This is a genomic window from Pseudomonas sp. A2, assembly GCF_023100865.1.
Classification (GTDB): Bacteria; Pseudomonadota; Gammaproteobacteria; order Pseudomonadales; family Pseudomonadaceae; genus Aquipseudomonas; species Aquipseudomonas asiatica.
In genome coordinates, this window is sequence record NZ_CP039127.1 from 5,800,209 (window position 1) to 5,820,093 (window position 19,885).

Genomic DNA, 19,885 nt, shown 5'->3' on the forward strand with positions numbered 1-19,885 from the left:
ACTCACCAACAAGCCTACCGCTGTCCTAGCCTTTCACTTGCAGTAGACAGTCCATAGCTCATCAACTCGTGTGGTAAAGCTTTGGCTCATCATCTCCCGGCGCATGCCCCATGAGGGATCCACTGGCACGCTTGCCAGCCGCATCGTCCCCTTGCCCCACCTGCCGTTCACCGCATCGAGCACACCCATGAGCTTCTCGGTCGCCACCGGCTGAGCAGCCGCAAACAGGTCACCCGTAATTTCGTTCGGTTGGCTGAGGTCGAACAGCAACACCTCTGCCTTGCTGTAGCGGAAACCTTCACGGAATACTCGCTCCACGCCCTCCTGCGCTGCCTTTGTCAGCAAACGCGTATCGTCCGTTGGATATGGCAGCTCGACCAGGACGCCGTTGGCATACTTCGCCTCGTCCGGATTGAACATACCCGTGCGGATGCTCACCCGTAGCCGTTTGCAGAGCGAATGCTGGGCACGAAGCTTCTCGGCAGCCCTGGACGTATAGGTGGCCACCGCTTCTTTAATCGGAGCTAGCTCGGTCAGTCGGGTACCGAACATACGGCTGCAGCAGATCTCCTTTTTAGGTGGGGCAGGCTCGTCCAGCTCGAGGCACGAAGTGCCGGCCAGCTCCCTGGCGGTCTTCTCCACCACCACGCTGAACTGCTTTCGGAGCGACCAGGCGTCGGCATGAGCCAGCTCCCAAGCAGTGCGGATATCCATAGCCGCCAGGTGGGCGGAAAGGCGACGACCGATACCCCAGACGTCTCCCGCATCGCACTTCTTGAGCACCCAGTTGCGCTTCACGTCATCGCGCAAATCGACGACACCACCGGTATGGTTCTGCCATTTCTTGGCAGCGTAGTTGGCCAGCTTCGCCAACGTTTTTGTCGAGGCAATGCCGACTCCAACGGGGATACCTGTACGCCGATAGACCTCCGCTCGGATCTGCCGGCCCAGGCGCTCGAGGTCTCCAGGGATGCCCGTGAGCTCAGCGAAGGCTTCGTCGATGCTGTAGACCTCGGCAGCGGGCACCATGGACTCGATAACCGACATGACCCGCTCACTCATATCGCCATAGAGCGAGTAGTTCGACGAACACGCCACAATGCCGTGCTTACGGAGCTTGTCTTTGATCTGGAAGTACGGTTCGCCCATCTTCACAAATGGCTTCGCGCACGCGCTTCTTGCTATCACACAGCCATCATTGTTGCTGAGCACTACGACGGGCTTGGTGCGAAGGTCGAGGCGGAACACCCGTTCACAGCTCGCATAAAAGCTGTTGCAGTCGATGAGGGCAAATACGCGATCAGAGCTTGGCATGGCTACGCACGCTGTAGGTCACCACACCCCAGATCTCGAGCTCCTCTCCCTCCAGGAGATACCTGGACGGGTAACGAGGGTTCTCGGAACGCAGCACTACCTGGGTGCCCTCACGACCTAAGCGCTTGCACAGCGGTTCGCAGTTCACCGCAGCGATCACAATATGACCTGGCTCTGGCGGTATGGAGCGGTCGACCAGCACAAGGTCTCCAGGGTAGATACCAGCACCGATCATGCTGTCGCCTTCAACCCTGACGAGGTAGATGTGTGGGGCTCGGATGTCGAAGAGCTCGTCCAGGGAGAGCCGCTTCTCCATGTGGTCTGCAGCAGGAGACGGAAAGCCTGCCGGCACTTGAAATGAGTACAGAGGGAGCTCTGTGGTGCTGGGGTCGAGCGAGCCAAGGAAAGTGATCATGACGAAAACGCCTTTACTGTATATGCGTACAGTTAAACGGTTTGATGGCACCTGGTCAACGCCACCTGGTCAGCTCATGAAAGCTGAGGAAAATTCAGGGCGATTTTCTGAGGGGATCTGTGATGGTTTCAGCCATGCCCTGCATAGCTCGCCCCACTCGCGGCCTGCTGATTGTTTCTGCAGGAACATTCGTAATCAGCTTCGGCGCGTGTTGAGAAATTGCAGGTGAGCCGAGTTTTCTGATGGGTATCGTAAAGGTCGTAGCCTGCTCCAAGAGCGGTGGGAAGGCCGGTGCGACGAGGGAAGATTTCTTTCTCCACTGGTACAGCAGGAACCACAACAAATCGCGTCTGCATGATCATCCCTCTTCCGGCAGTACCTTAGTATTAGTACCGATATGTGAAAGCATCAAGACCGCTCATGCTGTGGCTGCCGGACATACCTGGAATCATCTACAGGCGGCAACCCAGACCTGCCGAGCTAGGCTTGTTGATTGGAGATTCAACAGGATGGGTGGGTGTCGCGTACAATAGGCACAACGTGCTGAACGGGGTTGTTCATACCCATGGATGCAAGGCAAAAAAATGCCCCGGCAGTAACTCACCGGGGCCAAGTTCCATATGCAACCTTTAATGGCTCCGTGCCGTTTCCAGCTCGGCTCGCAGCGAATCCACTGCCGCGACGATCACTCGCGCTGTGGATAACACTTTCGCGCCTGCAGGACTGAGCAGCGTTCGCCGTGATGCACTAACGAACAACTCGACGCCCAGTTCTGCCTCCAGCGCGTTCAGATGCTTGGTGACAGCCGGCTGACCAATGCCGAGCTGTGCCGCAGCGGCGCTCACTGTTCCCAGGTCAACAGTCGCCAGAAAGCTTTCCAGCTTGGTGACGTTCATGTGTTTCACCAGGCCTACAGGTCAAGCACGAGAAGCTTGGACTTCGCACGCGAAACGCACGCGGTCAGGCAGCTACCTTTTTCGGAGTCGTCGAGGATGTAGTCCTGATGGTCGACTTCTCCTTCCAGATAACGAATCTTGCAGGTGCCACACAGCCCCGACTGGCATGAAGTCTCGACTGGGTAACCCGCATCCTGAAGCACCTGCGCGAGATTCTCGTGGGCCTGGACGACGATCTCTTCGCCATTGCTGGCTATGCGTGCGACGAACGAACCATTGCTCTGCTCCGCGCTTGCCGGCTCAGGTGCTTTCACGGGTGCCTTGAAGTGCTCAAAGTGAACTGTGCCAGCAGGCCAATGAGCAGCGGCTTCCTTGCACGCGTTCATGAAGCCTGCAGGCCCGCAGTAATACACGTGGCAACCTTCGGGGGCGTCTTTCAGGAATGACTGTAGGTCGAAGCTCTTGGAGGGATCCCCGCCATCGAAATGAAGGACGACCTTTCCTTCCCCGATCAGCTCTTCCATCTCCTCTGAAAACGCAGCGAACTCGGGGCCTTTGCAACAGTAGTGGAGCTCATACTCCTGCTTCGCCGACTCCAGTGCATGCATCATCGATTTCATGGGCGTGACGCCGATGCCACCGGCCAAGAGGATGGACTTGCGAGCTTCCTTGCTCAGCATGAAGTTGTTACGCGGCACACTGACCCTCACGGTTTCGCCGACATGCAGCTGATGAACCGCGATGGAGCCGCCAGTCCCTCGCTCATCACGCAGTACACCGATCACGTACCGATGAGGCTCGGCGGGCGAATTGCTCAGCGAATATTGTCTGACCATTCCATTGGGCAGATGGATGTCGATGTGTGAGCCGGCTGTAAATGGTGGAAGCGCACCACCATTCGGATCAACGAGCTCGTATGAGTTGATCCCCTGGGCTTCGCGGGTAACGCGACGGATCAACAGTTCCAGCAACGCTGGGTTGGGATTTGCTAAAGATGTCATCGTCATCACCTCTCACCAAGGCACGGGAGCCCTAGGTAGCCCAGGGCCCGCGCTTTCTTCTTATTGTTCTTTGAAGCTCTGTTCCAACTGCTCGAACCGTGCCGTGACGAAATCCGCACGCTCCTTGCCCTTGAGCTTGTCAGCTTCGGTGAGGATGGCCACTGCCTCCCTTGCGAGCTTGCGGCGATTGATAACCTCTTGTTCCGGAGTCGCGGCTCTGGGCATGTTGAACACGTTGCCGGTGCAGTAGCTGTTCGGCTCACCGCCCATGTCACGCAACCACTGGGCGAAACCAGCTGCCGCAGCTTGCGGGTTGGTGCCACGGATGCCATCGCGCAGCATTTTGCGGAACGCATACAGGCCGGCGTCGAACTTGGTCGGGTTCTCCAGCGAGTGCACCGCAATTGGACGTTGGCTGATGATGGCCTCGTAGTCCCCTGGAGCGTACTGAGCTTCCTTGTAGTTGTGACGTTCACGGTGGTTGGACGGAATCGGTGGAATGTCTTCGAGCTTGTATTTGCCGAAGCGCTCTGGACGACGCATGGCCACTTGGCCTTCCAAGAAGTCGATGGTCTCGTAGCCGACCATGCTCTTGTCACCGACGCCACGGGTGTCGATGCCTGGGCCCATGACGCGCCATCCAATCATCTTGGAGTTTTCGTCATCCACAGGAACAGTCCAGCGGACGATGTGGAAGCGGCTGAACAGCTTCTTCGCCGAACCGTCTTCCGACGTGTAGGCATGCAGGCTGAGGTTCGGCAATACCTGATGCTGAATACGCAGGAACATGCGGTCGTCGTTCACGCGACGAGCGCCCGCACAGGCCAGACTACGACCCTGGTGAACCGGGATGAACTGCATGTCCGGAGCGACTTCCATCGAGGCGGCGCCGACTTCGTCGAAAGTGGTGCCCTGGAACTGACCGCCCACAACGTTTTTCGCAGAGTGCAGGGCCGTGGGGTGGAAGTTGTCAGCCGCGTTGTCCTGCACCTGCAGCCAGTTGCAGTGCTGGAAGTTGCTGTATGGAACCAGCTCGTCGCCTTCCATCACAGTGAAATTCTGCTCCCATTCTGGGAACGGTGGCTCTTCATCAGGCGGGCCCATGTAGGCGAACACCAACCCGTGACGCTCGAACGCCTTATAGGCACCCTGGCGGATAGAGCAGGCATATTTCTCGCCTTCCTTTTCCTCGCCGGCAGGGAACGGGACATGGAGGCAGGCACCATCCACATCGAAGACCATACCGTGATAGCAGCACTTGATGCCCTTCTCCTGAATGGCACCGTACTCCAGCGAAGCACCACGGTGGCAGCAGTGGGCATGCAGCACACCTACTTGGCCGCTACCGTCGCGAAATGCCACCAACTCTTCGCCCATGATCTTCAGGAAGCGAGGCGTATCGGTGAGCTCCAACGACATGCAGACCGGGTGCCAGAAGCGACGTAGGTACTCGCCAGCTGGCGTGCCGGGGCCGGTTTCGGTCAGCTCTGGGTCATGGTTCGGAGTGTTGTTGGTGTAGTAGCCACCGTAAGCGATCAGCTTCTTGGGAACGGCAGCGCCGTTGCCGCCTGCACCACGTTGATCATCATGCTTATCAAATTTCTCAGTCATTTTCATTGCCTCAGGCTTATTGTTAGATACGGGATACGGTATTCGTACTCTGTATACATATTGTTCGAACGCAATGTTGCTACGGGTACTGTTTGTGTTCCTTGGGGTATCAGTTGATGGATTTGTCGACCAGAGCGCCTGCCTGGATCCACGGCATCATGCCGCGCAGGCGCTGACCGACTACTTCGATCTGGTGACGTTGCAGCAGGCTACGCCGGGCAGTGAGCGTGGGATTGCCTGCCTTGTTTTCCAGAATGAAGTCCTTGGCATATTCGCCGTTCTGAATGCTGGTGAGTAGCTCACGCATCCTGTCCTTGGTATCAGCCGGCACGATTCTCGGCCCGCTGACGTACTCGCCGAATTCAGCGTTGTTGGAGATGCTGTAGTTCATGTTGCCGATGCCGCCTTCATAGATCAGGTCGACGATCAGCTTGAGTTCGTGCAGGCATTCGAAGTAGGCGAGCTCAGGCGAATAGCCACCTTCCACCAGTGTTTCGAAACCGAGCTTGATCAACTCGACGGTGCCACCGCAGAGCACGGCTTGCTCACCAAAGAGGTCAGTCTCGGTCTCCTCGCGGAAGTTGGTTTCGATGATGCCGGCCTTGCCGCAACCAATGGCAGAGGCGTAGGCCAGGGCCAGTTCGACTGCATGGCCGGAGGTGTTCTGCTCCACGGCGATCAGTGCCGGGACACCATGGCCTGCTTGATAAGTCGAACGCACGGTGTGACCGGGCGCTTTAGGCGCGATCATGATCACATCAAGGTCGGCGCGAGGCTTTACCTGACCGTAGTGAATGTTGAAACCGTGGGCGAAGGCCAGGGTGGCGTTGCGGCGCAGATGCGGCTCGACGTCGCTGCGGTAGACATCCGCGATCAGCTCATCAGGAATCAGCATCATGACCAGGTCTGCCTGGGCAACGGCCTCAGCAACAGTGCTCACCGCGAGACCGGCATTCAGCGCCTTCTTCGACGACGCCGAACCCTGACGCAAACCGACGATGACATCAATGCCACTGTCACGGAGGTTCTGGGCGTGAGCATGCCCCTGAGCGCCATAGCCGATGATCGCCACGCAGAGCCCCTGCAGCAGGCTCAAATCAGCATCTTTATCGTAGAACAGCTTCATGTCAGTCAGACCTTCTTGTTTTTGTGTTCGGGGTTTCGTGTTCTGTACTCTGTATACAGAGTTCACAGTCTTGACCTACACTGAACGGGAGTCAAGGAAAATTTGAATGACACGGGAGAAAGTGGACAATGCAGCTTTCAGTGGGGGAAGCCGATCTTCGGCGAGGTCAATCAATGACAAGCACGCTCAAGCGTATCCAGTCGCGCACGGACTACGTGGATGAGGTTTACAAGGCTCTGCTCGATGCCATCAGCGACGGCTCGCTGGCACCCGGCGCACGCCTGACGCAGGAAGAAATCGCCGAGCAGATGAACATCTCCCGGTCACCTGTGCTGCAGGCGCTGAGGTTGCTCAAGAAGGATGGCCTTGTTCAGGATGCGCCGGGGCGAGGCCTGCTGGTGACCCCGTTGACGACGGACTCGATTCGTAACCTCTACCTGATTCGAGGAGCCCTGGATAACCTCGCGGCAAAAATGGCCGCAGAGCAGAAATTCCAGATGGATCCTGCGTTGATCAAAAGAGGCCGCAAAGCCTCGCAGGGCAAAGATATCAAGGCAATGATTGATGCTGACATGGCATTTCATACGGCAATTTACGAAGCCTCTGGCAATCCGCTGATAGCTCAAAGCGCCCAGGTCTACTGGGTACACTTGCGCCGCGCAATGGGGGCTGTGCTGCAGTCATCAGAGCAGCGTGAGGCGATCTGGAACGAGCATGAAGCGATAGCGAAAGCAATTGCTGCCGGAGATGTGGTAGCCGCAGGCGAACTAACCGACGTGCACACAACCCATGCTAGAAAAAACCTGCTTGAGCGCCTCAGCCATCTACTAATGACATGACTGCAAAGGTGCCCGAGCTCTCGGGCACCAAAGTAGGTTTTCTACTGAGGTGTCTATAGGGGTTCGGTTACTGAGCGGTAGCTCAATACTCGGCCCTTGTCGGCTTCAGCCATTCCTACCTGCTTTACTCGATAGCAATCGCTCCGTCTGCATAAGCTGTGCCCACACACCGGATCCGTTGTGGAATGGTCTCCCATCAATGGGGAATCCAACGCCTGCTTATTTACAAAATGAGTCCCTAAAACTGATGATCTTGGCCTTCCATCTTTAATGGCACTGGGCTATCGTCTATGGCAACCTAAATCCATGAGTTGCAAAGGGATTGACCATGCGTTTGAGTAAGGTACGAGTTCAGAATTATCGAAGTATTATCGATACCGGCGAATTTGAGATCGAACGGTTAAAAACGATTTTGGTTGGCCCAAACGAAGCAGGTAAAACTGCAATTCTACAAGCGATCCAGCAAATCAACGCACCAGAGGGTGTTAAAGGATTTAATCCACTTCGCGACTATCCAAGAGCAAACTACACACAGATCAGTCGAGGCGAGCTAAGCGCCGAAGATATCGAAGTAGTAAAAGCGACCTTTGTACTGGAAAAGGCCGAGCTAGATCACGCCCCCGAAAAAATCAAAGGACAGCCACTCAGCTACACTTTCACAAGGTATTTGGACAATAGCTGGCGGCACAGTTTAATTGGAGTCGCCACCCCCTATTTGAAAGACATCAAGAATGACCTGCTCCGACTCGCTGCTCATCTGGATCGGGATATTGCAGAGGGCTCGTCTAAGGCCCGAACAGAAGCACTCAACAAATTGATCAATAACGTGTCTCAGTTCAGATACTTATGGTCTGTGGCTGAGATCTTGAAGCCGTGGCTTGACGAAATGCTACCCTACGTAGATGAGGAGAACGAAAAAGAGGTTGCCCGTTGGGAAAGCATCGTCACCGCCTTGGATGATGATGTAGAGATCAACAAATTCCGCTTACACCTCCACAAAAACCGCCCAGTTTTTGTGCTTTACAGCAACTACTTCCGCGTTAAACCGATCATCCACCTGGGAAACCTAGCTAAACGGTTGGAAACCAATAACCTAGATGACGAAGCCTATGACTACGGTAATGTCTGCTTGCTAAAGCTACTTGGATTCACAGCCCAAGAGCTCTCTGACCTCGGCAAAGCATCTGACCCCAGCCATACCACTACTGACCTTGAAAATTACCGGGCAAAACTTGATCAGCGGGGGTATGAACTGAATGCCGCGAGCGTAGAACTGACCCAGCAAATCGTTAAGGTGTGGAATCCTGATGACACAAAAGCCGAGGCCAATAGACTTAAGTTGAGTGCAGATGGCCAGTACCTGAAGGTTGTAGTAGAGGACAATATCGGAGTAGAGGTGGAGCTCGACCAACGTTCCGAGGGCTTCCAATGGCTGGTCTCGTTCTTCATCGTATTCTTTGCGGAAGCGAAGGGTAAACACAAGAACACCGTCCTACTCCTGGACGAGCCTGGGGTGAGCCTTCATGCGCTGAAACAGAGAGAATTTAGAAAAACCATTTCGTTGCTCGCCGATGAAAACCAGACGATATACTCAACTCACTCCCCGTTCCTGGTTGGCCCGGACGAACTCGACTTAGTAAGAGTGGTAGAGCTGACAGATAGAACTGTAGGTACCCAGGTTCACACAACTGTTTCCTCCAGCGACCCTGCAGCCTTGCTGCCGCTCCAAGAAGCGCTAGGTTATGACTTAGCTCAAAGTCTTTTTGCTAGCCAAAGGAACCTAATTCTTGAAGGGCTCACAGATTACTGGTACGTCGAAGCGATTGCCAATCTGCTCAAGGAGGGAGGAAAAGCGGCTCTGCACGACAAAATTTCGCTAGGGAAACTCCGAACAAGTTGCTCATCAGTCGGAAATGGGCGGCTTAGGGATGCCGAAAAGCCCGCTTTTCAGTCGCTGATTATTGGATAACCAAGGCAAAGCCTTGGTTATCCGGACTCACGGGCGCACCTCTCCCGCAGCAGGCAATAATTGCCGGCGCACCATCCACAGATTCGACAGGGCAAACAGCGTGGTCAGTTGCGCCGTGTTCTTGGCCAAGCCGCGAAAACGAGTCTTTACATAGCCGAACTGGCGTTTGATCACCCGGAACGGGTGCTCCACCTTCGCACGCACTTGCGCCTTGGCCTTTTCGATCTTGCGCTTGGCTTGGTAGAGCACGCTGCGTTTGCTCAAGTGTTTGTAGGTGCTGCGGCGGGCAGCGACCTGCCATATCACCTGCCGTCCCTCGTGTTCTGGCCGCTTTTCCACGCCTGTGTAACCCGCATCCGCACACACGACATTCTCTTCGCCATGCAATAGCTGAGCGACCTCCGTCACGTCAGCTACGTTCGCGGCGGTGCCATGAACGTGATGCACCAGACCCGATTCAGCATCCGCGCCGATGTGGGCCTTCATGCCGAAATAGTACTGGTTGCCCTTCTTCGTTTGATGCATTTCAGGATCGCGCTTGCCTTCCTTGTTCTTGGTCGAACTGGGCGCGTGGATGATGGTCGCGTCGACAATGGTGCCCTGGCGCAACGACAGGCCCTTGTCTTGCAGGTAATTGTTGATGGTTTCCAGAATGCCGGCTGCCAACTGATGCTTCTCCAGCAGGTGCCGGAAGTTCATGATCGTCGTGTCTTCGGGGATCGGAGCGCTGAGCGTCAGACGAGCGAACTGGCGCATCGAAGTGATCTCGTACAGCGCCTCTTCCATGGCGGGATCGCTCAAAGAGAACCAATTCTGCAGCAGGTGAATGCGCAGCATGGTTTCCAGAGGATAAGGCTTGCGGCCACCGCCAGCCTTTGGGTAGTGAGGCTCGATCAACGCCACCAGTCCACTCCACGGTACCACCTGTTCCATCTCGGCCAGGAAACGCTCGCGACGGGTTTGCTTGCGCTTGCCGGCGTACTCGAAATCGGAAAAGCTCATCTGACTCATGGGATGGCGGACTTGTAGAAGGCAGTTGGACGGAGGGCTATTTCAGCACAGGTCAGATGGCCTGTGCTGACTTGATCGGAGAATCCCTAGTGCCAGCTAATACCGCGAGCAAGATTGTATACTTCGCAACCATCCTAACCTCACATAACCTTAAGGTGGCGGCGCTGCTCGATTCGGACAATGCGGGGGATCAGGCTGCCCGTCAGGAAACGTTGGTGCATCGCCTTGGCAGTAAAAGAATTCTCCGAACGTCAGACTACACAGTACCCAAGATCGAACATGCAGAGATCGAGGACTTATTGCGAGAGACATTGGTAGCGGTCGCTAAAACCGATCTCAATTGGGACATCGACAGTGCCTTGGCTAAAGCCTCCGACAAACCCATCATTGACGTTTTCCAGAGAACAATCGGCAAGGACTTTTCCAAATACAAGCTGGCAAAAGCCTTCCTCAAATGGTCGCGCGACCACTCTGTATCTGATCTGGCACCACATGAGATCGAAGGCTGTACAAACCTCATAAACGCTATCAACGCTGCGCTCAAATAACCACGGCAAACGAAGGGCGCCCGTCGACCGGGTGCCCTTGGCAAGTAGTTATCGATTGACGATGGACTTCGGCATGATGAGGCAGATGAACGCCGCGAAGATCAACGAGCCTGCGATGCAGTACAGCGCCAGGTCAGTGGATGAGGTGACATCTTTCACCCAACCAATCATGTAGGGGCTGATGAAGCCTGCTAGGTTACCGACCGAGTTGATCATGGCGATACCCGCCGCAGCCGCAGCCCCACCCAAAAATGCGGGAGGCAGGCACCAGAACTGGCAAAGTCCGGTCATGATTCCCATGGTAGCCAACGACAGGAAGACAAGCGAAACCGTAGGGTTGCCCGACGTCAGGGTGCTGAGCACCAGTCCTGTCGCACCGAGCACTGCCGGCACGGCGGCATGCCAACGACGCTCCTTGCTGCGGTCAGCGCTACGACCGGTGAAGATCATCGCTGCGGTAGCGAACGCATAAGGGATGGTGGTGAGCAGCGACACCGTGGAGGCTTCCTGGATGCCCGAGCTTTTGATCAGCGATGGCAGCCAGAAGCTGACACCGTACAGCCCCATCATGAAGCCGAAGTAGCCTGAGCTCAGTACCCATACTCGCTTGTTGCGGAATGCGCCGAACACCGAGTGAACTTCCTTCGTCCCACCCTCTTTCTCCAAGTTACGCTTCAGCGTTTCTTTCTCGCTCGCAGACAGCCACTTGGCATCGTCGATCTTGTCCTGCAGATAGAACAGCACGACGACACCTGCAATGATCGATGGCAGCGCCTCCAGGAAGAACAGCCATTGCCAGGCGGAGTGGCCCATCCAACCATGCGTGGAAGCCATGATCCATCCAGACAGAGGGCCGCCAATGACGCCTGCCATCGGTATGCCGGTCATGAACATTGCGGTGATCTTGCCCCTGCGGGAAGGCGGGAACCAGTAGGTCAGGTACAAAATGATGCCGGGGAAGAAGCCAGCTTCTGCTAGCCCGAGCAGGAAGCGCAACACGTAAAACTGCGTCGGCGTTTGAACGAAGATCATGCTGGCCGAAAGGATGCCCCAGCTGATCATGATCCGGGCGATCCAGCGTCTCGCACCTACCCGGTGCAGAATGATGTTGCTCGGAACTTCAAAGATGAAATAACCAAGAAAGAATATCCCGGCACCCAGACCATAAATTGTTTCACTGAACTTCAACTCATCTAACATTTGAAGTTTAGCGAAGCCAATATTCACTCGATCAAGGTAGGCAAACACATAGCAGATAAAGAGAAACGGAATAAGTCGCAAGGCCACACGGGTATACAATTGGGACTCAGCTGCTGAATCCTGGACGGCATAGGGTGCCTCTAGAGTATTAGACATGATGCCAATCTCCGAATGATTTTGTAGTTGTAGGCGTCGAATCGTGCAGCAGCGCCTTTCCAGGTTCGGCGCTGCTGCAGAGAGGGTCAGGAGAACATGTCCGGCTGTTCTGCCACGAGTTGGTCGTAGATGGGTTGGAAATGGAGCCAGCCAATGAAAGGGCTGCCCACGTTTTCACGGCTGTAACGGCAGCGCGCAGGCGATACCAGCTTCGGCGTGATGCCGCTGGCTTCGATCAGCAGTTGCTGCTGGCAGCACCGCTCCAGCGCAATGAACCAGAATGCGGCTTCGTCGATGCTATGCCGGCTGGCGGTGAGCAGGCCGTGGTTCTGGTGAATGGCCGCACGCACATCCTTGAAGTATTCGCTGACCGACTTGCCGGCCTTGGCCTCGACTGCAACGGCGCCGGCCTCTGCAGTGATGACGACGTGGTCTTCAAAGAAAACTGCCGCATCCTGGGTGATAGGCGGGAGTGGTCGCCCGGTTGCGGCCCACGCCCCACCATAGATCGTATGGGCATGGCACATGGCGACGATGTCGGGATGCGCTTCGTGAACGGCGGCGTGCAGAACGAAGCCGGCCCGGTTGATCGCGTAGGTGCCCTGTACCACTTTACCCTCGTGATCCGCGAGGATCAGATTGGACAGCTTGACCTGGGAGAAGTGGACGGCCATCGGGTTCGTCCAGTACAGCTCCGGGAATTCCGGGTCGCGTACTGTCAGGTGACCAGCGAAACCGTAATCGAGACTGTGTTTCGCGAATGCACGGCAGGCTGCAACGAGATGTTTCTTACGATACTGCCGCTCTTCTTCGTAACTTTTAAAGTCAGGAATTTCCGGAAAGATCAGACCCTGCTGTTCAGGTTGATAAACCGAAATGCGGCGCTTTCCGTTAGATGCTGGTTCAATCCGCAGCAAGGGATCCATAGTGCCAACCTCATCTTTTATTGTTTTTGGAGACCCATAGTTGACTTTAGGCGTATGGATTGACAAACGAAGGCTTTTCACCCAAGGTTGAATTAAATTTAGCCTAACCTAATAATAATGAGAAAGATTCCTAACTTCGCCGCAATCAAAGCATTTGAAGCTGCTGCGCGCCTGGAAAGCTTCGTTGCCGCCGCCGATGAGCTCCATCTATCCGCCTCGGCAGTTAGCCACCAGGTCAGAAAGCTGGAGGCCACTCTGGGCATGGAGCTGTTCAAACGTCAGCCTCGCTCGGTGGAGTTGACGATCCAGGGGCGGGCGCTTGCCCAGCGCTTGACCGTCGCGCTCGACGGCCTGGAGTCTGCACTTTCTATGTGGATGCCGAGCGCCGAGCAACTGCACCTGGCCGTTCATTGCTCGCCAAGCTTTGCTTCCAAATGGCTTTCACCACGCCTCGCTCGCCTCGTCAGTGAACCCAATCCGCTTCATATCCGCCTCACTTCCAGCGCCACGCCGCCTGAGCTCACCCGACACGAGGAGATCGACATTGCGATCACCTACGGGGCGCCGATCCAGCGGGTGGGCGTGATTGCCGAACCTCTGGGGTTGGAGACTATCGCCCCCATGAGCTCGAAGCAGTTCTTCGACGCTTCCCAGACGCTCGAACCGCACCTGCTTAAGCCTGGCTCACTTATCGACTCCCAACTGAGCCCAGTGCGCTGGAGCGACTGGTTCCGCCATGAAGGGATTGCCGAACGCGCAGACTTGGGCGGTTTGTCGTTCGACCGTGCCGCGCTCGTCCTCTCCGCCGCAGCGGATGGGCTGGGTATTGCCCTGGAGTCCACCCGTCTGGCAGAGACAGAGTTGCGCCAAGGCTCTCTGGTCGTACTGAATGGACATCAGCCTCCCTTGCAGCGGGAGATGCATTTCCTCTGCTACCGTGGCTCGATGAAAGGGAGCCGCAAAATTGAGCGGTTCAAGGAATGGATCATGAACCAGATCCATGAAGCTTGATGCTCGCCCTTCACCGCTCCACTGTCAGCAACAACGGCTAACCCTAGGCCCCTGCAATACCCGTATTCATCCAGATCATCAGCCCGGTTAGGGTAGCCAGGGAACCCAGGGTGGAGATCAGGATGGTGCGGGAGATAAGCCCTGCCTCCCGACGATAGAATTCAGCCAGCATGAAGGGCCCAGTACCGGTGGGCAAGGCGCTGAGCAACAGCGCGGAATTGGCCCACATCGACTGCAGAGCGAAGACTTTGAACGCCAGGAACCAGGTCAGTAGCGGCTGTCCCACGAGCTTGATGGTGACCAGCGGCCAAGGGTTGCTCTTCCCTCCAGTCGACTTGACCGTTTTCTGGCCCAAGAACAGGCCAAGCGAAACGAGAGCACAAGGCGTGGTAGCCGTAGCGAGCATGTCGAGGAAGCTCATGACTGGGTGAGCCAGCGGAATACCTGTCATTGCCCATACAGCCCCAGCGATGGGCGCAATCACCAGAGGGTTTTTGGACAGCGCCTTCACTACGACCCCTACTGCTCTGCCGAGATGCCGCTCTTCCTGCAAGCCGATTTCGATGCAGATCACCGCAATGGCGAAGAGCAGGCACACAACGATGATCGTCGAAATGAGCGCCGGTTGAAGACCTGGATGGCCGAAGACAATCGCACACAGCGGAATGCCGATGTAGCCAGTGTTCGCATAGCCAGCGCTCAAGCCGTCGATGCTTGAAGTGGCAAGGCTGTGGCCGGTACTCAACCGCCAAATCAAAGTAGCGACAAAAATGGCCAGCGTGCCGGCTCCGAAGGAAATGATGAAGCCAGGCTGCCAGATTTCAGCCCACGACGCGGTCGCGGTCACCTTGAACAGCAGCGCGGGTAGGCAGAGCCATACCACCATCTTGTTGATCTCGGAGGCGGCCTGGTCTCCGAGTCGGTTGGTCTTGCGGCAGATGAAGCCTGCGAGGATGAGGGCAAAGATCGGCAAAACGATTGCAAGGACGGTGTACATGACTTCCACGTTTGGAGGGGATTTTAGGCCTGCATAGATTAAAATCGCCGACCAATGCAGTCCAATGACTATGAAGTATCAGATCGATACCTCTGGAGCATCAATGATCGAACATCGCCACTTACGCTACTTTCTTGCCTTGGCCGACCACCTGCACTACGGCAAAGCATCAGCGCAGGTAAACGTAGCGCAGCCCTCGCTGAGTCGGCAGATTGCTGATCTTGAATCTCAGCTAGGCTGCCGGCTGTTCGCTCGCACCTCCCGGTCGGTGGAGCTCACCGCAGCAGGTTCCGAGTTTCAACGAAGCGCGCAACTAGTCATACAGGCTATGGACTCGGCGATTCGCTCCACTCAAGCTGTCGCTCGGGGCGAGAAGGGGGAGTTGCGTATCGCATTTACGTCCATGATCGCCTGGTCTGGCTTACCCAAGATGATCAAGTCCTACGCTGTAAACGCTCCCGGTGTGAACCTTGAACTGAGCGAGCTGATACCTGGCGCCTTGATGAAAGCTGTCGAGACCGGAGAGTGCGATATTGGCCTGACCTTCAAAGCCACGGTTCAGCCACCGTATCAATATCGGGAATTGCAGCGTGAGTCCCTGGGTATCGCGGTGCCGGGAGATCATCCGCTGGCACGCAAAAAGTCGGTAACAGTCCAAGACCTCATTGATGAGCCCTTCATCTTGAGCCCTCGCGACACCGCCTCCGCCCTGCACGACACAATCTTCAAACTATGTCGAGACAGTGGATTCGAACCTCGCGTGCGGATGTACACCCAGCTGCAAGGGACGATAGTCAATCTGGTTGGTGAAGGTCTCGGCGTCTCGATCATTCCAACGTCCATGTCGAAATCGAATCCAGACTCGGTTCTGTTCATTCCAATTACCAACGCACCCGAGATCACCTTGGGGATGGTCTGGAACATGGAGAACTCCAACCCATGCCTCTCCGCCTTCATTCAATCGGTCGGCACCCGCCTCGATCCGCCATGATCGCTCGGCGGGTATCGACATTTGTTTGCTAGCGATTCACCACCGATTTGGGCATCGCCAGGCAGACCACCGCAGCACACACCAGCGCAGCCGCGATGCAGTAGAGCGCGATGCTGGTAGAACCAGTGGTGTCTTTCACCCAGCCGATCAAGTAGGGGCTGATGAACCCCGCCAGGTTGCCAATGGAGTTGATCATCGCGATTCCTGCCGCCGCCGCTACACCGCCTAGGAATGCAGGCGGATAGCACCAGAACTGGCTCATAGCAGTCATCACGCCCATGGCACCCACCGAGAGAAATGCCACCGTCAACATGGGGTTTTGCGCTGTTGTGGTGGCGAGCACCAACCCCAAGGCGCCGATCACCGCAGGCACCGCCGCATGCCAGCGACGCTCTAGTACATTGTCCGAATGACGCCCGGTCATGACCATGGCAATCGTCGCCAGGGCATACGGGATAGTGGTTAGCAGTGAGACTTCCGCCGCATTCTGAACTCCCGAGTTTTTGATCAGCGACGGAAGCCAGAAGGTGATTCCGTTCAAGCCCATCATCACGCCGAAGTAGCCTGCACTCAGCAGCCACACCTTGGGATTGGTGAAGGCGCTGAAAGCAGAGTGTCCATGGTGCGACTGGTCTTCTCCCTGAAGATTACGCTTTAAAACGGCCTTCTCTTCTGTAGTGAGCCACTTGGCATCGTCCGGATTGTCCCGCAGGTAGAAGAGGACGACGAAGCCGGCGATGATCGAAGGTATTGCTTCAAGGGCGAACAGCCACTGCCAGGCTGAATAGCCATGCCACCCGTGGGTGGTCGACATGATCCACCCCGAGAGTGGCCCGCCCAGGACACCCGCCATGGGGATGCCAGTGAGGAACATCGCAGTAATTTTCCCGCGCCGGGAAGACGGGAACCAGTAGGTCAGGTAAAGGATGATACCGGGGAAGAATCCGGCCTCAGCAACCCCCAGCAGGAATCTCAGCATGTAGAACATGGCGGGCGTTTGTACGAACACCATACAGGCTGACAGTACACCCCAGCTGACCATGATGCGGGCGATCCACCGACGAGCGCCGATCTTGTGCAGCATCATGTTGCTCGGCACCTCAAAGATGAAGTAACCGAAGAAAAAGATCCCGGCCCCAAGACCGTACACGGTCTCGCTGAACTTGAGTTCGTCGAGCATCTGCAACTTGGCAAAGCCGACGTTCACCCGATCCAGGTAAGCGAACACGTAGCACAGAAAGAGAAAGGGGATCAGTCGAAGGGTTAAGCGCGCGTACAGCTTTGACTCGTCCGGAATGGAACGCGAATCGGGGACGCAGGCAGCATCAAGAGCATTAGGCATCTGCCTATCTCCAGTCATTGTTATTGTGCGGTAAGGAAGAGGCGCCGCCCGGACGGACAACGCCAGAGGGCGTTACGAGAACATGTCAGGCTGCTCAGCCGCGATCTTGTCGTACAGCGCCTGGAAGTGCAGCCAGCCAATGAAGGGGCTGCCCACGTTCTCACGGCTGTAGCGGCAACGTTCTGGCGACACCAGTTTTGGTGTGATGCCAGAGGCCTCGATCAGCAACTGCTGCTGGCAGCAGCGTTCCAGAGCGATGAACCAGAATGCGGCTTCGTCGATGCTGTGGCGGCTCGCGGTCAGCAGGCCGTGGTTTTGGTGAATAGCAGCGCGCACGTCTTTGAAGTAATCGCAGACGGCGTTACCAGCCTTGGTCTCCACCGCAACGGCGCCGGCTTCTGCAGTGATGACGACGTGGTCTTCAAAAAACACGGCAGCATCTTGGGTGATCGGCAGCAGCGGACGCCCGGTGGAGGCCCATGCGCCACCGTAGATGGTGTGAGCGTGGCACATCGCAACGATGTCCGGGTGCGCTTCGTGGACGGCAGCGTGCAACACGAAACCGGCACGGTTGATGGCGTAGTCACCCTGAACCACTTTGCCCTTGTGGTCGGCCAGGATCAGGTTGGACATCTTGACCTGTGAGAAGTGAACGGCCATCGGGTTCGTCCAGTACAGCTCAGGAAACTCTGGATCACGGACAGTCAGGTGACCAGCAAAGCCGTAATCGAGGCTGTGCTCGGCGAATGCGCGGCACGCAGCCACCAGGTGCTTCTTGCGGTACTGACGCTCTTCTTCGAAGTTCTTGAACTCAGGGATCTCGGGGAAGATGAGCCCTTCCTGTTCAGGCTGATAAATCGAAATGCGCTTCTTACCGCCTGCGGTTGGGTCAAGTTTGAGTACCGATTCCACGATTACCACCTCTGGATATTGTTTGGGGTGACGTCATGGTCTCGATCTGGCGTGGGGGTGACAAACGATCCGTTTTCAAGCAAGGCTCAATAAAATTCAGTCTTCGCTGTTTGGCATCTACGGCATGAAGCCGGCACTACGAAAGCTCTCGAGGGCCTGATTGTAATTCAGCCCTTGAAACGCAAAATGCCCTGGAGCGAGTAAACGCCAGGGCACATTGCACTGATGCTGCGATGCAGCATTGGAAGGTTGTCAGGCGTTTTGCATAGCTCTGACTTTGTCAGTGGTAATGAGCTCACCACCGATGCCCCAGTCACCGCTCTTCACCTCTTCGAAGATGACCCAGGTCACACCACGCATTTTCTCGCCTTCAACCGAGACCATGGCGTCGGTGATCTTGCTGATGATCTCTGCCTTCTGCTCCGCAGAGAAAACACCTTCGATGCCTTTCACAGTTACCAATGGCATAACCGCACTCCTTCAGTTATTGGGTATTCCGATGATCAACACGCCTGATCAAGCCTGGTAAGGCGCGTAGTCCGTGTAGCCTTTTGCCCCGATCACACCGTAGAACGTGGAATGATCGCTGGGGGCCAGAGGCCAGCCGTTTTGCATCCGCTCCACCAGATCGGGGTTGGCGATGTAGGAGGTGCCGAAGGCGATCAGATCGTGATTGCCGTTCTGCAGCTCCGCTTCTGCCAGCTCAGCGGTGAAGCCACCTGCGCCAATGACCGTGCCCTTATAGAGCGAGCGGAACTGCTTGTAGAAACCATCCGGGAATGGAACCGCGTCCAGTGTTGGCTGGTAGTTCAGATGGACGAAGGCCAATTCGCGCTCGTTCAATTCGGCAGCAACACTGTTCCAGGTTGCTTCCTCTTCCGGGTACGGGCGAAGGTCATACAGGCGCCCAAACGGCGAGATACGAACACCGACACGGAAGCTGCCAATGGCATCAGCAATCGCGTCGACCGTTTCCAGCAAGAAGCGCTGTCGGTTTTGAATCGAGCCGCCGTACTCATCGGTACGCGTGTTGATTTGGCTGCTCAGGAACTGGTCGAACAGGAATGCGTTAGCCGCCATGAGCTCCACACCATCGAAGCCCGCATCCACCGCTCGCAGTGCGGCGGCAACGAAGTCTTCGGTCACGCGGTGGATCTCATCCACAGTTAAAGCACGCGGGACACTCGGTGCGACCGGGCCAGCCACACCGGGTGCAGTCCAGGCGTAAACCGTAGTGCCCACAGCAGGCTCGGCACTTGCCGAAACAGGCGCTGCGTTGCCAGGCTGCAGCGATTCGTGAGACATCCGGCCTACATGCCACAGCTGGGCGAAGATCTTGCCGCCTTTAGCATGAACGGCATCAGTTACCTCGCGCCAAGCGCGGGTCTGCTCGTCGGTGTAAATGCCGGGGGTGTACAGGTAACCGCGCCCCTCGTCGGAGATCGGCAGGCCTTCAGTGATAATTAGGCCCGCCGAGGCCCGCTGCGCGTAGTACAGAGCGGTCAGCTCGGACGGCACATTGTCTTCCGTCCGGGTGCGGGTCATTGGGGCCATCACAACGCGGTTGGCGAGTTTGAGGCCTTCCAGGTCGTAAGGAGTAAACAGCTTTTTCATGATCTA

At 56.3% G+C, this 19,885-nt stretch carries 20 protein-coding genes; 5 read left to right on the forward strand and 15 right to left on the reverse strand.

From position 1 onward, the window contains the following. Positions 1 to 33 precede the first annotated feature (33 nt). From umuC to ilvC, 7 genes are all read right to left on the reverse strand, one after another. Positions 34 to 1,314: a translesion error-prone DNA polymerase V subunit UmuC gene (gene umuC, locus E5221_RS26750; protein WP_021783617.1), complete on the reverse strand. Its 1,281-nt coding sequence runs from the start codon at positions 1,312 to 1,314 to the stop codon at positions 34 to 36. Further along, positions 1,301 to 1,729: a S24 family peptidase gene (locus E5221_RS26755; RefSeq protein WP_021783616.1), complete on the reverse strand. Its 429-nt coding sequence runs from the start codon at positions 1,727 to 1,729 to the stop codon at positions 1,301 to 1,303. The genes umuC and E5221_RS26755 overlap by 14 nt, the downstream gene beginning before the upstream one ends. Positions 1,730 to 1,857: 128 nt before the next feature. Beyond that, complete coding sequence (locus E5221_RS26760; RefSeq protein WP_021783615.1) at positions 1,858 to 2,091, reverse strand: hypothetical protein; 234 nt, start codon at positions 2,089 to 2,091, stop codon at positions 1,858 to 1,860. 267 nt (positions 2,092 to 2,358) lie between these two features. Further along, complete coding sequence (locus tag E5221_RS26765; protein ID WP_021783614.1) at positions 2,359 to 2,625, reverse strand: LysR family transcriptional regulator; 267 nt, start codon at positions 2,623 to 2,625, stop codon at positions 2,359 to 2,361. A 14-nt stretch (positions 2,626 to 2,639) separates the two neighbouring features. After that, positions 2,640 to 3,632 (reverse strand): PDR/VanB family oxidoreductase, encoded by a 993-nt coding sequence (locus E5221_RS26770; protein ID WP_046784302.1) that lies wholly within the window; start codon positions 3,630 to 3,632, stop codon positions 2,640 to 2,642. A 54-nt stretch (positions 3,633 to 3,686) separates the two neighbouring features. Further along, complete coding sequence (locus tag E5221_RS26775; RefSeq protein WP_009681437.1) at positions 3,687 to 5,237, reverse strand: Rieske 2Fe-2S domain-containing protein; 1,551 nt, start codon at positions 5,235 to 5,237, stop codon at positions 3,687 to 3,689. A 109-nt stretch (positions 5,238 to 5,346) separates the two neighbouring features. Beyond that, positions 5,347 to 6,363, reverse strand: a complete 1,017-nt coding sequence (gene ilvC / locus E5221_RS26780; protein ID WP_247846686.1) for a ketol-acid reductoisomerase — start codon at positions 6,361 to 6,363, stop codon at positions 5,347 to 5,349. 173 nt (positions 6,364 to 6,536) lie between these two features. Between ilvC and E5221_RS26785 the strand changes: the two genes are divergently transcribed. Beyond that, the gene (locus E5221_RS26785) at positions 6,537 to 7,202 is read left to right on the forward strand and encodes a GntR family transcriptional regulator (protein ID WP_031322396.1); all 666 of its coding nucleotides are present in this window, start codon (positions 6,537 to 6,539) and stop codon (positions 7,200 to 7,202) included. Between the two features lie 328 nt (positions 7,203 to 7,530). After that, a complete protein-coding gene (locus tag E5221_RS26790) occupies positions 7,531 to 9,171 on the forward strand; it encodes an AAA family ATPase (protein ID WP_247846687.1) in 1,641 nt (546 codons plus the stop codon). Positions 9,172 to 9,198: 27 nt separating this feature from the next. Here the strand turns inward: E5221_RS26790 and E5221_RS26795 are convergent, their stop codons facing one another. After that, positions 9,199 to 10,182: an IS5-like element IS2000 family transposase gene (locus tag E5221_RS26795; protein ID WP_013973047.1), complete on the reverse strand. Its 984-nt coding sequence runs from the start codon at positions 10,180 to 10,182 to the stop codon at positions 9,199 to 9,201. An 89-nt stretch (positions 10,183 to 10,271) separates the two neighbouring features. Between E5221_RS26795 and E5221_RS26800 the strand changes: the two genes are divergently transcribed. Next, positions 10,272 to 10,730: a hypothetical protein gene (locus E5221_RS26800; RefSeq protein WP_247846688.1), complete on the forward strand. Its 459-nt coding sequence runs from the start codon at positions 10,272 to 10,274 to the stop codon at positions 10,728 to 10,730. 48 nt (positions 10,731 to 10,778) lie between these two features. On the opposite strand, the gene E5221_RS26805 is transcribed toward E5221_RS26800, so the two are convergent. Together E5221_RS26805 and E5221_RS26810 are read right to left on the reverse strand one after the other, a co-directional pair. Continuing rightward, complete coding sequence (locus tag E5221_RS26805; RefSeq protein WP_031322394.1) at positions 10,779 to 12,086, reverse strand: MFS transporter; 1,308 nt, start codon at positions 12,084 to 12,086, stop codon at positions 10,779 to 10,781. 86 nt (positions 12,087 to 12,172) lie between these two features. Next, the gene (locus tag E5221_RS26810; protein WP_247846689.1) at positions 12,173 to 13,012 is read right to left on the reverse strand and encodes a class II aldolase/adducin family protein; all 840 of its coding nucleotides are present in this window, start codon (positions 13,010 to 13,012) and stop codon (positions 12,173 to 12,175) included. 117 nt (positions 13,013 to 13,129) lie between these two features. Between E5221_RS26810 and E5221_RS26815 the strand changes: the two genes are divergently transcribed. Continuing rightward, positions 13,130 to 14,023, forward strand: coding sequence for a LysR substrate-binding domain-containing protein (locus E5221_RS26815; RefSeq protein WP_021783607.1), 894 nt, complete (start codon positions 13,130 to 13,132; stop codon positions 14,021 to 14,023). A gap of 43 nt (positions 14,024 to 14,066) precedes the next feature. Here the strand turns inward: E5221_RS26815 and E5221_RS26820 are convergent, their stop codons facing one another. Next, positions 14,067 to 15,020 carry an AEC family transporter gene (locus E5221_RS26820; RefSeq protein WP_021783606.1) on the reverse strand — a complete coding sequence of 318 codons (954 nt, stop codon included), beginning with the start codon at positions 15,018 to 15,020 and terminating at the stop codon, positions 14,067 to 14,069. A gap of 103 nt (positions 15,021 to 15,123) precedes the next feature. Between E5221_RS26820 and E5221_RS26825 the strand changes: the two genes are divergently transcribed. Continuing rightward, positions 15,124 to 16,011 carry a LysR substrate-binding domain-containing protein gene (locus E5221_RS26825; protein ID WP_021783605.1) on the forward strand — a complete coding sequence of 296 codons (888 nt, stop codon included), beginning with the start codon at positions 15,124 to 15,126 and terminating at the stop codon, positions 16,009 to 16,011. Positions 16,012 to 16,039: 28 nt separating this feature from the next. Here E5221_RS26825 and E5221_RS26830 read toward each other — a convergent pair whose 3' ends face one another. The 4 genes from E5221_RS26830 to E5221_RS26845 all read right to left on the reverse strand — a co-directional run bounded on the left by E5221_RS26830 (position 16,040) and on the right by E5221_RS26845 (position 19,879). Further along, positions 16,040 to 17,353: an MFS transporter gene (locus E5221_RS26830; protein ID WP_021783604.1), complete on the reverse strand. Its 1,314-nt coding sequence runs from the start codon at positions 17,351 to 17,353 to the stop codon at positions 16,040 to 16,042. A 72-nt stretch (positions 17,354 to 17,425) separates the two neighbouring features. Further along, positions 17,426 to 18,265, reverse strand: coding sequence for a class II aldolase/adducin family protein (locus E5221_RS26835; protein ID WP_009681448.1), 840 nt, complete (start codon positions 18,263 to 18,265; stop codon positions 17,426 to 17,428). Positions 18,266 to 18,517: 252 nt separating this feature from the next. Continuing rightward, complete coding sequence (locus E5221_RS26840) at positions 18,518 to 18,733, reverse strand: 4-oxalocrotonate tautomerase family protein (protein WP_009681449.1); 216 nt, start codon at positions 18,731 to 18,733, stop codon at positions 18,518 to 18,520. A 48-nt stretch (positions 18,734 to 18,781) separates the two neighbouring features. Further along, entirely contained in the window at positions 18,782 to 19,879 is a 1,098-nt protein-coding gene (locus E5221_RS26845; RefSeq protein WP_082044636.1) for an alkene reductase, read from the reverse strand. Positions 19,880 to 19,885: the final 6 nt, after the last annotated feature.